Here is a 13,646-nt window from a genome sequence, read left to right on the forward strand (position 1 = left end):
CATCAGACGAGACCGAGCGCCGGATCGCTGGCGGCGAGGGTGCGCAGCTCCTCCGGGATCGCGTCGAGGTAGCCCTGCAGATTGCGGCGGGTCTCGGTGACGCTGTCGCCGCCGAACTTCTCCAGCACGGCGTTCGCGAGCACCAGCGCGACCATCGCCTCCGCGACGACGCCCGAGGCGGGCACCGCGCAGACGTCGGAGCGCTGGTGGTGCGCGCCCGCGGCCTCGCCGGTCGCGACGTCGACCGTGCGCAGCGCATGCGGGACGGTGGCGATCGGCTTCATGCCGGCGCGGACCCGCAGGACGGTGCCCGTGCTCATGCCGCCCTCGGTGCCGCCGGCGCGGTCGCTCGAGCGGCCGATGCCGCCCTCGGCGACGAAGAGCTCGTCGTGCGCCTCGGAGCCGCGGCGGGTGGTGGTCAGGAAGCCGTCGCCGACCTCGACGCCCTTGATCGCCTGGATGCCCATCAGCGCGGCGGCCAGCTGCGCGTCGAGCCGGCGGTCCCAGTGCACGTAGGAGCCGAGTCCCGGCGGGAGATCGTAGGCGAGGACCTCGACGACGCCGCCGAGGGTGTCGCCGTCCTCGTGCGCGCGGTCGACCTCGGCCACCATCAGGGCGCTGGTCGCGGCGTCGTGGCAGCGCAGCGGATCGGCGTCCAGCGCGTCGACGTCGGCGGGGGTCGGCAGGGCCGAGCCCTCCGGCACGCGGACCGGGCCGATGGCGAGGGTGTGGCTGACGAGGGTGATGCCGAGCTCGCCGAGGAAGCGGCGGGCGACGGCGCCGAGCGCGACGCGGGCGGCCGTCTCGCGGGCCGAGGCGCGCTCGAGGACGTTGCGCGACTCCTCGAAGCCGTACTTCTGCATGCCGACCAGGTCGGCGTGACCCGGGCGCGGGCGGGTGAGCGCGGCGCCGCGGCCCTTGGGCAGCGTCTCGGGATCGCGCGGCTCGGCCGCCATCACGTCGACCCAGCGCGCCCACTCGGTGTTGCCGATGCGCAGCGCGATCGGGCCGCCCGTCGTGCCGCCGTGGCGGATGCCGGACGAGACGTTCAGCTCGTCCTGCTCGAACTTCATCCGGGCGCCGCGACCGTAGCCGAGCTTGCGCCGGGCGAGGTCGGCGCGGACGTCGTCGAGGGAGACGGGGACACCCGCCGGCAGTCCTTCGAGGACGGCGACGAGTTCGGGGCCGTGGGATTCCCCGGCCGTGAGCCAACGGAGCATCCTCCGATTCTCGCACACGCGCCCGACCGCGCTCGCGCCCGGCGGCCCGCGGAGTCAGGCGGCGGAGTCCGCCGGGAGCGTCGCGCGCATCGCCGCGAGCACGGCGTCCTCGTCCGGCAGCGGCACGGCCGGATCGCCGCCGACGAACACCCGCACCTGCAGCAGCGCCTGGTGCAGGAGCATGCCGAGTCCCGACACCACGGGCGAGCCGGCCGCGCCCCAGCGCAGCGCGAGCGGGCTCGGCCAGGGCGAGTAGGCCACGTCGAAGAGCGTCGAGGCCGCGACCACCGCATCCGGCACGGCCAGCTCGGCGGAGGCGCCGCCCGGCAGCGTCGAGACGAGCAGCGGCGCCGCGTCCGCACCGTCCCAGTCGGAGAACGGGCGGACGTCGAGGGCGACGCCGACCGCCTCCGCGATCGCGGCGAGCGGGGCGGCCTTCTCCGGCGAGCGGAGTGTGACGGTGACCCGCGCCGCGCCCAGCTCGGCCGCCGCGGCGAGGGCGGAGGCGGCGGTCGCCCCTCCCCCGAGGATCTCGACCCGCTCGGCCGAGTGCACGCCCGCCTCGCCGAGCGCCCGGACGATCCCGGCCACGTCGGTGTTGAAGCCGCGCAGGCGGGGTGCGCCGGCGGAGCGATCGAGCAGCACCGTGTTGACGGCGCCGGTCGCCCGCGCGACCAGGTCCTCCTCGTCGAGCAGCGGCCGCACCGCGTGCTTGAGCGGCATCGTCAGCGACAGGCCGTGCCAGAGCGCGACCGGATCGGCGACGACGGCGGCGAGCGTCGCCTCCGTCGCCTCGACCGCCGTGTAGCTCCAGTCGAGCCCGAGCACCCGGTAGGCCGCCGCGTGCAGCTCGGGCGAGCGCGAGTGCGCGATCGGCGAGCCGAGGACCGCCAGTCGGCGCCCGCCCGGCGCCGGCTCCGCGGTCACTGGTACTCCGGGTGGTCCCGCATCCACGCCTGCCACTGCGCCACCGCGGCGTTGTGCTCCGCATCGGTGGTCGAGTACACCGTCTCGCCGGTCTCGAGGTTCACCGTGACGAAGTAGAGCCAGGTGCCGTCCGCGGGCTGCAGCACCGCCTGGATGGCGACGTCGCCCGGGTTCGAGATCGGCGCGGGCGGCAGGCCGTCGCGCTGGTAGGTGTTGTAGACGTTGCTCGCGTCGTTGCGCTCGGCGTCGGTCGTGGTCACCCGGTCGGTGGCTCCGGTGCCGTAGGCGACGGTCGCGTCCGACTGCAGGCGCCAGCCCTGGTCGAGGCGGTTCTGGAACACCCGCGCGACCTTCGGGAAGTCGTCCGCGACGCGGGCCTCGCGCTGCACGAGCGAGGCGAAGACGACGGTCCGGTAGCGGTTCTCGAGCGGCACGCCCGCCGCGTCGAGCGACTGGTACATCCGGTTCACGAGCGTCTGCAGGATGTCGTGCGCCGAGGTGCCCGGGTCGATGTCGTAGGTCGCCGGGAAGAGGAAGCCCTCGAGGCTCGTCGCCTCGGCGGGGAGCCCGTAGGAGCCCCAGTCCGCGGCCGCGGCCTCGAGGTCGGCGAGGGCGACGCCCGAGCCGTCCGCGATCAGCGGCAGCGCGCCCTTGAGCGAGGTGCCCTCCGGGATGACGAAGGTGTTCGCCAGCCGCGTCGAGTCGGAGTCGAGCAGCGCCGACAGCGCAGCCTTCGCGCTCATCTCCGCCTTCAGCGAGTAGGCACCGGGCTGGAAGACGGGCTCGGGGTTCTCCGCGAGGAGCAGCTCGTAGAACGGCGTGTAGGACTTGATGACGCCGTCCGCGACGAGGTTCTCGGCGATGGTGCTGCCGCCGTCGCCCTGGTGGATGGTGAAGACCACCTCGCTGGTGCCGGTGCCGGTGAAGTCGGTCGGCTCCGGCTCCGCGAACAGCGCGCGGACGGGCTCGACGAAGATCGTCACCGCGATCGCGACCAGGGCCACGAAGACGCCGAAGGCGAGGAGCCCGCCGATCAGCCCGCGACGGCTGCGTCGCGGCCTGTTCTCGCGCTTCGCGCGGCGGCGGCGGGTGGAGGGGGCGGCGTCGGGGTGCGCGGCGGCGACGGCTTCTCCGCGGTCGCGCGGGGCGCCGACCTCGGGGCCGGCGAACAGGTGGTCGATCGAGTCGGGCGCCGTCGGCTCCGTCTCAGAAGCGGGGTGCTGCTCCGGGTCGTGCGGGAGCTGACTCTGCTGATCGGCCTCCGCGGCGCGGGCGGCGCGGCGGCTCGGGGGGACGTCGGTCACGGCTGGGTCGTCCTTCGTTCGGTTCGAGCGCGGATCCGGCGGGGGTACCGGACGAGCGCTCGGAATCGATGGCGTGCTGCAGGATCACCACGGCGGCGACCTGGTCGATCACGGCGCGGGAGCCGCGGGTGCTGCGTCCCGAGCGGTGCAGTGCGCTCTGGGCGCTCACCGTCGAGAGCCGCTCGTCCACGAGCCGCACCGGGGCGGTCGGGACGGCGGAGGCGAGACGCGCCGCGAAGGCGCGGGCGTCGTCCGTCGAGGCCGTCTCGGCGCCCGACAGCGACAGCGGGAGGCCGACGACGATCGCCGACGCGCCGAACTCGGCGGCGAGGGCCGCGATCCGGGCGACGTCGGCGCCGTCCGGCGCCTCCGCGACGCGCGCGACGGTCTCCACCGGCACGGCGAGGAGGCCGTCGGCGTCGCAGCGCGCGACACCGATGCGGGAGCGGCCCACATCGATGCCGAGCCGGACGCCGAACCTCTCCATCTAGCGCGTCGCCTCCTCGACGACGGCGTCGAGCGCCGCGCCGATGGCGGACACGTCCGAGCCGCCGCCCTGGGCGAGGTCGTCCTTGCCGCCTCCGCCGCCGCCGAGGACACCGGCCGCGCGACGGGCGAGAACGCCCGCCTTCCGGCCGAGCTCGCGGGCGGCGGGGGTGGTCGCCACGATCACGGCGGGCTTGCCGGCGACGTCGGCCGCGAGGGCGACGACCGCCGCGTCCTGGCCGAGGCGCTCGCGCACCGAGATGACGAGCGAGCGGAGCTCGTCACCGGAGCCGGCCGTGCCGACGTTCTCGGCGACGATCGTGACGCCGTTGATCGAGCGCTTCGTGGCGGCGATCGCGGGGACCCGCTCGGCGAGGGCGCGGGCCTCGAAGGTCGCGATCCGCTTCTCGGCGGCCTTGAGGCTCGCGACGAGCTCGGCGATCCGGTCGGGCAGCTGCTCGCGCGGGGTCTTGAGCGAGGACGAGATGGTGCTGACCAGGGCGCGCTCGGCGACGAGCTCGCTCAGCGCCTCGCGGCCGACGAGCGACTCGACGCGTCGGTTGGTCGAGCCGACCGAGGACTCGCTGATCAGGCTGATCAGCCCGATCTCCGCGGAGGTGCCCACGTGGGTGCCGGCGCACAGCTCGCGCGACCAGGGGCCGCCGATGTCGACGACGCGGACGACCTCGCCGTACTTCTCGCCGAAGAGCGCCATCGCGCCGAGCGCCTTGGCCTCGTCGAGCGGGAGCTCGCGGGTGACGACCTCGAGGTTGTCGCGGATCGCGCCGTTGGCGATGTCCTCGATCTCGCTGCGGGTCTCGAGCGAGAGCGCCTGGTTCCAGGAGAAGTCGAGGCGCAGGTAGCCGGCCTTGTTGAACGAGCCGGACTGGTGCGCCTGCGGGCCGAGGACCTGGCGGAGCGCCGCGTGGATGAGGTGGGTGCCGGAGTGCGCCTGACGCGCACCGCGGCGCCAGTCGCGGTCGACGACGGAGGTGGCGGCGTCGCCGAGCCCGACCTCGCCGCTGGCGACCTGGACCTTGTGGCTGATCAGGCCCTTGACCGGCTTCTGCACGTCGAGGACCTCGAGGTCGAAGCCGTTGCCGACGATGCGGCCGGCGTCGGCCTCCTGGCCGCCCGACTCCGCGTACAGCGAGGTCGCCTCGAGGATCACCTCGGCGATGTCGCCGGCGACCGCCTTCTGGACCGCGTGGCCGCCGACGATGAGGCCGAGGATCCGGGACTCCGTGTCGAGGACGTCGTAGCCCGTGAAGAGCGTCTCGCCCTTGGCGCGGAAGTCGGCGTAGACCGAGAGGTCGGCCAGGGCGTTCTTCTTCGACTTCGCGTCGGCCTTCGCGCGGGTGCGCTGCGCCGTCATCAGCGAGTCGAACGCCTCGCGGTCGACGCTGAGCCCCGACTCCTCGGCGATCTCGAGGGTCAGGTCGATCGGGAAGCCGAACGTGTCGTGCAGGAGGAAGGCGGTGTCGCCGGGCAGGGTCGCCGCTTCCGCCTTCTTGGTCTTCAGCACCGCGAGGTCGAGGATCTCGGTGCCGGCCGCGAGCGTGCGCAGGAACGCCTCCTCCTCGCCGTACGCGCTGGTCGAGAGGCGCTCGAACTCGGTGGAGACCTCGGGGTAGGCCGAGGCCATCGCGTCGCGCGAGGCGGTGAACAGCTCGGGGAACGTCGCGGTGTCGACTCCGAGCAGGCGCATCGCCCGCACGGTGCGGCGCATCAGGCGGCGCAGGATGTAGCCGCGGCCCTCGTTGGACGGTGTCACGCCGTCGGAGAGCAGCATCAGCGAGGAGCGGACGTGGTCGGCGATGACGCGCATCCGCACGTCGTCCTCGTGCACGGCGCCGTAGCGGCGGCCCGAGAGCTCGGCGGCGCGGTCGAGCACCGGGCGCACCTGGTCGATCTCGTACATGTTCTCGACGCCCTGCTTGAGGAACGCGACGCGCTCGAGACCCATGCCGGTGTCGATGTTCTTGCTCGGCAGCTCGCCGAGGATGTCGAAGTCGACCTTGCTCGTGCCCTGCCCGCGCAGGTACTGCATGAAGACGAGGTTCCAGATCTCGACGTAGCGGTCGTCGTCGGTGGCCGGGCCGCCGTCGATGCCGTAGGCGGGCCCGCGGTCGAAGAAGATCTCCGAGCAGGGCCCGGCGGGGCCGGGCTGGCCGGTGGACCAGTAGTTGGTGTCCTTGTCGAGGCGCTGGATCCGCTCGTCGGGCAGTCCGGCGATCTTCTTCCAGAGCGCGATGGCCTCGTCGTCGTCCTTGTAGACGGTGACCCAGAGGTCCTTCTCGTCGAAGCCGAGGTTGCCGTCGCTCTCACTGCCGGTGAGGAGCTCCCAGGCGTAGCCGATCGCCCCCTCCTTGAAGTAGTCGCCGAAGGAGAAGTTGCCGTTCATCTGGAAGAACGTGCCGTGGCGAGGGGTCTTGCCGACCTCCTCGATGTCGTTCGTGCGGATGCACTTCTGCACGCTCGTCGCGCGGTCGAACGGCGCGGGGACGACCCCGGTGAGGTAGGGCACGAAGGGCACCATGCCGGCGACGGTGAAGAGGAGGCTCGGGTCGTCGCTGACGAGGGAGGCGGAGGGGACCACGGTGTGCCCGCGGCTTCCGAAGAAGTCGAGCCAGCGGTTGCGGATGTCTGCGGTCTGCATGGGTTCCGTTACGTTTCGGTCGACCGGGTCGACGCGGGTGTCTGTCGGGTGGTGCGGTTTCAGCGGGTGGTGCGGGTCTGTCGGGTGCGCCGGGACGGGCAGGGCGTCAGCCCTCGCCGATGGCGGCCTTGAGCTCGGCCTCGCGCTGGTGGTAGCCCTCGGAGACGGCGTCGCCGAGCTCCTTCGCCGTGCGGTTGAGGTCCTCGAAGAGGCGGGCGCCCGCCTCGGTGCGCGCGACCTGGTGCGCGACCGCGAATCCGAGACCGATCCCGATGACGATCAGCACGATGTTCTTCACAGCGATTCCTCCCACAGCGTTTCCTGCTCACGGCAGCCGGCCCGAGGGCGCGGCGACCCCCTCGATTGTAGGGCGCGGGCAGGGGGCTACCTGGAGGACGACCTGCGGGTGCGCCGAGAGCGGCGCGCGGCGCCGCGTCCGACCGCGGCACCCGCCTTGTCGGCGGTGCGGCCGGCGACGAGGACGGCGCGGACTCCGGCGGTGAAGCCGGCGAGCTTGATCAGCGGTCCGCCGATCGTCGCGGCGGTCAGGGCGACGAGCGCGTTGACGTTGCCGGTGACCTCGGCCACGTCCTTCGTGATGGTGTCGACGCGGGCCAGCTGCTGGTTCGCCTCGCGCAGCGTCGACGCCGACTCGTCGAGGATCGGGGTCAGGCCGTCGCTGGCCTGCTTGATGGCCTCGCTCGTGCTGTCGAAGACCCGACCGAGCTTCCAGAGCGGGATCGCGGCGACCGCGACCAGGATCGCGAACACCCCCGCGGCGATGAGCCCTGCGATGTCTCCACCGGACACGATGACCTCCGTTTCGGCGCCGCCGGATGCGGCACCCCAGCCTACCGACGGCGCACGGCGGCCCCGGCTCCCCCGGCCTCAGCCGCACCTCCGGCACGCGGAACCACCCCCGGCACGCCGGAACACGCGGATCCCGCCAGCCCGAGCTCGGATCGCGAGCCGAACCCGAGTTCGGCTGACCTCCGGCACGGGGAATCAGCTCCGGCACGCCGGAACGGGCGTATCCGGCGAGCCGGAGCACGGATCACGAGCCGGAAGGACACGACTGCGGACCGCCGGTCGCTCGCCGAGGCCCGGGAACGAGGAAAGGCCCCGGCAGGAGCCGGGGCCTTTCCAACGGGGGTGCGCTGACTAGCGGGCCGCGTAGTACTCGACGACGAGCTGGACTTCGCAGGTCACGGGGACCTCGGCGCGCTTCGGGCGGCGCAGGAGCGTCGCCTGGAGCTTGTCGATCTCGACCTCGAGGTAGCCCGGGGTCTTGGGGAGGACGTCGACGTGTCCGCCGGCGGCCGCGACCTGGAAGGGCTCGGTGCCCTCGGAGCGGGTCTTGACGTGGATGACCTGGCCCGGCTTCACGCGGAAGGAGGGACGGTCGACCGTCTGGCCGTCCACCATGATGTGGCGGTGGGTGACGAACTGGCGGGCCTGCGCGGTGGTGCGGGCGAAGCCCGAGCGCAGGACGAGGGCGTCGAGGCGCATCTCGAGGAGCTCGACCAGGTTCTCACCGGTCAGGCCCTGGGTGCGGCGCGCCTCCTGGAAGGCGATGCGCAGCTGCTTCTCGCGGATGCCGTACTGGGCTCGCAGACGCTGCTTCTCCCGCAGGCGGACGGCGTAGTCGGAGTCGGCCTTGCGCTTCGAGCGGCCGTGCTCACCGGGAGCGTAGGGACGCTTCTCGAGGTAGCGGGCGGCCTTCGGGGTCAGGGGGATGCCGAGGGCGCGCGAGAGGCGCGTCTTCGAACGGGTACGTGAGGTGGTCGACACTGTGGTCCTTCCAGGGTCTGAGAGGTTCGGTCGCAGTCTTCGTCCGCCGGCTCCGGGAGGAGGGCGGGCGCCGAGGTCGTGTCCCCCCGCGGGTGCGGGAGGCAGGGTGACCGCGGTGGCGGACTGCGCGATTCAGAGGGATGCGCTGCTCCGCTCGGCTACAGAGCGGTGGGCAACCTCGCAAGACTACCAGGCGCGGGAGCCCGCGTCACGCGCGGTTCCGGGTCCGCCGTCCCGGACCGTCAGCCGCGGCCTCGGATGATCCGGAGCAGCTTCGCCAGCCGGGCCGACACGTCGCGCTCGTTGCCGTGCTCGGTCGGCGCGTAGTAGCGCGCGCCGCGGAGCTCGTCCGGCAGGTACTGCTGCTCGAGGACGCCGAGCTCGGCGTCGTGCGGGTAGCGGTAGCCCTTGCCGTGGCCGAGCCGCTTGGCGCCCGGATAGTGCGCGTCGCGCAGGTGCGGCGGCACCCGGCCGGCCTTGCCCGCGCGGACATCGGCGATCGCCCTGTCGATGGCCGTGTAGGAGGCGTTCGACTTGGGCGCGGTGGCCAGGTGGACGACGGCCTGCGCGAGCGGGATGCGCCCCTCCGGCATGCCGATGAACTGGACGGCGTCGGCCGCGGCGATCGCGACGACGAGCGCCTGCGGGTCGGCCATCCCGATGTCCTCGGAGGCCGAGACGATGATCCGGCGGGCGATGAAGCGCGGGTCCTCCCCCGCCTCGATCATCCGGGCCAGGTAGTGCAGCGCCGCGTCGACGTCCGAGCCGCGGATCGACTTGATGAACGCGCTGATGACGTCGTAGTGCTCGTCGCCGTTGCGGTCGTAGCGCAGCAGCGCGCGGTCGACGGCGCGGGCGACCACCTCCACCGTGATCAGCGGGAGCTCGGGCTCCTCCGCCTCGGCGGGCTCAGCGGGCTCCTCCTCGTCGTCGTCCTCGTCGTCCCCCTCCACCGCGGTCGCCCGCGCGACGCGATCCGCCTCGCGCGCCTCCGACCTCGCGGAGGTGGCGGCGGCCTCGAGCGCCGTGAGCGCACGTCGGGCGTCCCCGGAGGCCAGCCGGACGATGCTCGCGCGGGCCTCGTCGTCGAGCCGCACCGAGTCGCGGAGTCCGCGCTCGTCGTGCAGGGCCCGGTCGACGAGCAGCCCGAGGTCCTCGTCGTCGAGGGTGTTCAGCGTGAGCAGCAGGGAGCGCGAGAGCAGCGGGGCGATCACCGAGAAGGACGGGTTCTCGGTCGTCGCCGCGATGAGGATCACCCAGCCGTTCTCGACGCCGGGCAGCAGCGCGTCCTGCTGCGCCTTGGTGAAGCGGTGGATCTCGTCGAGGAAGAGGACGGTCGACGTGCCGTAGAGGTCGCGGGTGGAGAGCGCCTCCTCCATCACCTGGCGGACGTCCTTCACGCCGGCCGTGACGGCGGAGAGCTCGACGAAGCGCCGGCCGCTGGAGTGCGCGACGGCCTGGGCGAGCGTCGTCTTGCCGGTGCCCGGCGGGCCCCAGAGGATGACGGAGACGGCGCCGCGCTCCCCCGTGGTGTCGGCCGCGAGGGCCACCAGCGGCGAACCGGGCGTCAGCAGGTGCCGCTGCCCCGCGACCTCCTCGAGGCTGCGGGGACGCATGCGCACGGCGAGCGGGGTCGCCCCGGAGCGGAGTCCGGCCTGCTGCATGGTCATCGCACCAGCGTAACGACGGCCTCCGACAGTCGGCCCCGGCGCCCACCCGGCACCCGGCGCCGCGGCGTCCGGCGAGGGCGCGGCGATTCTCGTAGGCTCGACGCGCTCCGCGCTCGCGCGGGGCCGCGCCGGACGCAGGCGCGACGCACGACGGCGGAGGAACACGTGGCCCAGGGCAGGACGAACGATCGCGAGGCGCGCACCCGACTGAGGGCCTACCAGGCGCGGCAGACCCTGCACCGCACGCGCGCCAAGCGCCGGGTCCGCGACAACGTGATCGCGGCCGTCGCGGGCGTCGTCGTGATCGCCCTCGCGGTCGTCGCGCAGCTCCTCTACTTCTCCGGCGGCCCGGGCACCCCGGTCGCCGAGCCGACCTCCTCCGAGAGCGTGACCCCCACGCCGACCCCCGAGGCGACCGGCCAGAACACCGGTGACGTCCCCTCCGCCGACCTCGCCGAGGGCCGCGACTGGACCGGCACGATGTCGATCAACAGCGACGAGCTGGGGATCACCCTGGCCGGCGCCGCCGCCCCGCAGGCCGTCTCCTCCTTCCTCTCCCTGTCGCAGTCGGGCTTCTACGACGGCGTCTCCTGCCACCGGCTCACCACCGAGGGCCTCTACGTCCTGCAGTGCGGCGACCCGAGCGGCGACGGCACCGGCGGCCCCGGCTACAGCTACGGACCCGTCGAGAACGCGCCCGCGGACGGCGTCTACCCCGCGGGCACGATCGCCATGGCCCGCCAGGGCGGCAACGGCTACAGCCAGGGCAGCCAGTTCTTCGTCGTCTACCAGGACACCCAGCTCCCCGAGGACGCGGCGGGCGGCTACACGGTGGTCGGGCAGGTCACCTCGGGTCTCGATGCGCTGATCGCCGACGTGGTCGCGAAGGGCACTGCGGACGGCTCCGGCGACGGCGCTCCCGCCGAGCCGGTCGCGATCGGCGGCATCTCGCTGCAGTAGCCCTCGCGCGCCGCCGGCGAGCGGCGCGCGCGACCCGCGGGACCGCGGACGAACGGGGGCGCGAGGAGTGCAATAGGCTTGTCGTCACTGCCCGTTCGCGGCTGAGCGCGGTCGTCGGCCTCCGGCTGTCGAGCACCGAGGCCGAGGGGCGGGACGACAGCGAAAGGCGGCACCCGATGCTGACTCCAGACGGCGACATCGACACCGTGTCCACCCCCGGCACCGTGTCACCCGACGACAGCGCGTCCTCCGAGACGACGGACGCTCCCGAGAGCACCGGCGCCCCCGAGGGCGCCGACGCCCCGGCCGAGACGGACGCTCCCGAGACGGGAGAGGGCTCCCCCGAGGCGGCGACGCCCGGATCCGAGACGGCCGAGGCGGCGACCTCCGACGACGTGGCGGCACCCGAGGAGGCAGCGACCTCCGACGAGGCGGTGACCTCCGACGAGGCCTCGACCTCCGAGGAGGCGACGACTCCCGAGGGCGCGGTGCCTCCCGCCGTTCCGACGGCTCCCCGCCCGCAGGCGGGCGCCCGGCAGCCGTGGGGCCGCGTGGCCGACGACGGCACGGTCTACGTCCGCGTCGGCGACGAGGAGCGCGAGGTGGGCCAGTACCCCGACGCGACTCCCGAGGAGGCCCTCGCCTACTACGAGCGCAAGTACACCGAGCTCGCCGGCCAGGTCTCCCTGCTCGAGCAGCGGGCCAAGCGCGGCGCTCCGGCGAACGACGTGTCGCGCGGAGTGCAGACGCTCACCGCGGCCATCTCGCAGGCGCACGCCGTCGGCGACCTCAACGCCCTGCAGGCCCGCGTCAGCGCGCTCAGCGGTTCCGTCGAGGATCTGACCGAGCAGCAGGCCGCCGAGACGAAGGCCGCCCTCAGCGACGCGATCGCGCACCGCGAGGCGATCGTCGCCGAGGCCGAGGCGCTGGCCGCCGTCGACCCGGCGAAGACGCAGTGGAAGCAGGCCAGCGCTGCGATCGACGACCTCTTCGCCCGCTGGCAGAGCCACCAGCAGCAGGGTCCGCGCCTCCCCAAGAACGACGCCAACGAGCTGTGGCGCCGCTTCCGCGGGGCGCGCACGACGATCGAGCAGAACCGCAAGGCGTTCTTCGCCGACCTCGACTCGGCGCACCGCGAGGCCAAGCAGGCCAAGCAGTCGCTGATCGATCAGGCCGACGCCCTGGTCTCGCGCGGTGCCGAGGCGATCCCGGAGTACCGGGCCCTCCTCGAGCGCTGGCGAGTGGCCGGTCGCGCGGGCAAGCGGTTCGACGACGCCCTCTGGGCGCGCTTCAAGGCCGCCGGCGACGCGATCTACGGCGCGAAGGCCGAGGTCGTCGCGCAGGAGAGCGTCGAGTACACCGAGAACCTCGACCTCAAGCTCGCCCTCCTCGAGGAGGCGGAGCCGCTCCTGCAGGAGCAGGACCGCGAGAAGGCCAAGCGCGTTCTGCTCTCCGTGCAGGAGCGCTGGGACGCCGTCGGCCGCGTGCCGCGCGAGCAGGTGCGCACCGTCGAGGACCGCCTCCGCAAGGTCGAGGCGCACGTGCGCAAGCTCGACGAGGAGCACTGGAACCGCAGCAACCCCGAGCGCAAGGCGCGCTCGGAGGGCCTGGCCTCGCAGCTGACCGCCGCGATCCAGAAGCTGCAGGACGAGCTCGACGAGGCGAAGGCCCGCGGTGACCGCGCCGCCATCGCCCAGGCGCAGGAGGCCCTCGACGCCCGCAAGGTGTGGCTGGACGCCCTGGGCTGATCCCGGCCGGCTCGCGTGCTGGTCGACCGGCCGCCGGCGGCGGGGTGTCGAGAACCACTCCTCGAGCGAGGTGGATCTCGATACGCCCGCTGCGCGGGCTACTCGATCAGCATGAGGGCGGGGACCTCGGATCCACGGGGCCGGACCCCGCGTCCCTCGTGACCAGCATGCTGGTCGAGTAGCCGCCGGAGGCGGCGTCTCGAGACCCGACTGTCGCCGGCGGGAACCGCACGGCGCTGGCTCGGGCGGATCCGTCCACAGATGTGTCCCGGGTGTCCCGCGGGGACGGCGGCTCGGCCAGCATGGGCGGATGACGCGCCTCCTCCCCTCCGTGCTGCTCCCGGGGCAGCTGCCGCTCGCGGAGCTCTGCGCCGCCCGTCTCGACGGCGAGGTCGTCGCGCTCGACGAGGGCTTCCTCCTCGCCGATCTGCCGGTCGGTCCGGCCGAGCGCGGCGCGGCGCTGCGGGCGGTGGTCCCGGCGAAAGCGGTGGCGGACCGGCTGTCGGCGGCCTGGGTGCACGGCGCGATGCCCGCCGCTCCCCCGGTGCACAGCGCCTCCATCGACCGACGGAACCGCCTGCACCCGCCGATGCTCGCGCGGGTGCGCTTCCACGAGGTCCGGCTCACCGACGAGGACGTCGTGCTCCTCGGCGGCTGCTCCGTCACGACCCCCGAGCGCACCCTGATCGATCTGGCGCGCACCCGCAGCACCTGCGACGACGATCTCCTGCGCAGCCTGGCGGCCGTCACCGGTGTCTCGCTCGAGCGGGTACTCGAGCGACTGGACAGCGGCCCTCCCGTCTCGAGCCGCCGGATCGCCCTGCTCCGCCTGACCGCGGCGCTCGGCTGACCCGACCCTGAGCCCGGGTACTGCGCCGGCC

At 73.6% G+C, this 13,646-nt stretch carries 12 protein-coding genes; 3 read left to right on the plus strand and 9 right to left on the minus strand.

Going from position 1 to position 13,646, the window contains the following annotated elements:
- Positions 1–2: 2 nt before the first annotated feature.
- The 9 genes from aroC to MT351_RS14385 form a co-directional block, all read right to left on the minus strand.
- The gene (gene aroC / locus MT351_RS14345; protein WP_123735836.1) at positions 3–1,220 is read right to left on the minus strand and encodes a chorismate synthase; all 1,218 of its coding nucleotides are present in this window, start codon (positions 1,218–1,220) and stop codon (positions 3–5) included.
- A gap of 54 nt (positions 1,221–1,274) precedes the next feature.
- Positions 1,275–2,147 (minus strand): shikimate dehydrogenase, encoded by an 873-nt coding sequence (locus MT351_RS14350; RefSeq protein ID WP_243582488.1) that lies wholly within the window; start codon positions 2,145–2,147, stop codon positions 1,275–1,277.
- Complete coding sequence (gene mltG, locus MT351_RS14355; RefSeq protein WP_243582490.1) at positions 2,144–3,451, minus strand: endolytic transglycosylase MltG; 1,308 nt, start codon at positions 3,449–3,451, stop codon at positions 2,144–2,146. The genes MT351_RS14350 and mltG overlap by 4 nt, the downstream gene beginning before the upstream one ends.
- A complete protein-coding gene (gene ruvX, locus MT351_RS14360; RefSeq protein ID WP_123704408.1) occupies positions 3,354–3,938 on the minus strand; it encodes a Holliday junction resolvase RuvX in 585 nt (194 codons plus the stop codon). The genes mltG and ruvX overlap by 98 nt, the downstream gene beginning before the upstream one ends.
- Complete coding sequence (gene alaS / locus MT351_RS14365; protein WP_243582491.1) at positions 3,939–6,596, minus strand: alanine--tRNA ligase; 2,658 nt, start codon at positions 6,594–6,596, stop codon at positions 3,939–3,941. It abuts the gene before it with no gap.
- Positions 6,597–6,702: 106 nt separating this feature from the next.
- Positions 6,703–6,894: a hypothetical protein gene (locus MT351_RS14370; protein WP_123446208.1), complete on the minus strand. Its 192-nt coding sequence runs from the start codon at positions 6,892–6,894 to the stop codon at positions 6,703–6,705.
- 86 nt (positions 6,895–6,980) lie between these two features.
- Positions 6,981–7,406 carry a DUF948 domain-containing protein gene (locus MT351_RS14375; protein WP_123446207.1) on the minus strand — a complete coding sequence of 142 codons (426 nt, stop codon included), beginning with the start codon at positions 7,404–7,406 and terminating at the stop codon, positions 6,981–6,983.
- A gap of 351 nt (positions 7,407–7,757) precedes the next feature.
- Positions 7,758–8,387, minus strand: coding sequence for a 30S ribosomal protein S4 (rpsD, locus tag MT351_RS14380; protein ID WP_123446206.1), 630 nt, complete (start codon positions 8,385–8,387; stop codon positions 7,758–7,760).
- 242 nt (positions 8,388–8,629) lie between these two features.
- The gene (locus tag MT351_RS14385) at positions 8,630–10,057 is read right to left on the minus strand and encodes a replication-associated recombination protein A (RefSeq protein ID WP_243582492.1); all 1,428 of its coding nucleotides are present in this window, start codon (positions 10,055–10,057) and stop codon (positions 8,630–8,632) included.
- 165 nt (positions 10,058–10,222) lie between these two features.
- Here MT351_RS14385 and MT351_RS14390 point away from each other — a divergent pair, with 165 nt between their 5' ends.
- The 3 genes from MT351_RS14390 to MT351_RS14400 all read left to right on the plus strand — a co-directional run bounded on the left by MT351_RS14390 (position 10,223) and on the right by MT351_RS14400 (position 13,615).
- Complete coding sequence (locus MT351_RS14390) at positions 10,223–11,017, plus strand: peptidylprolyl isomerase (RefSeq protein ID WP_243582494.1); 795 nt, start codon at positions 10,223–10,225, stop codon at positions 11,015–11,017.
- A gap of 176 nt (positions 11,018–11,193) precedes the next feature.
- Positions 11,194–12,765, plus strand: a complete 1,572-nt coding sequence (locus MT351_RS14395; protein ID WP_308197761.1) for a DUF349 domain-containing protein — start codon at positions 11,194–11,196, stop codon at positions 12,763–12,765.
- A gap of 310 nt (positions 12,766–13,075) precedes the next feature.
- Positions 13,076–13,615, plus strand: a complete 540-nt coding sequence (locus MT351_RS14400) for a type IV toxin-antitoxin system AbiEi family antitoxin (protein ID WP_243582496.1) — start codon at positions 13,076–13,078, stop codon at positions 13,613–13,615.
- Positions 13,616–13,646 lie beyond the last annotated feature (31 nt).

Origin of the sequence: Rathayibacter sp. VKM Ac-2926, assembly GCF_022815565.1 — a bacterium.
GTDB classification, from domain to species: Bacteria; Actinomycetota; Actinomycetes; order Actinomycetales; family Microbacteriaceae; genus Rathayibacter; species Rathayibacter festucae.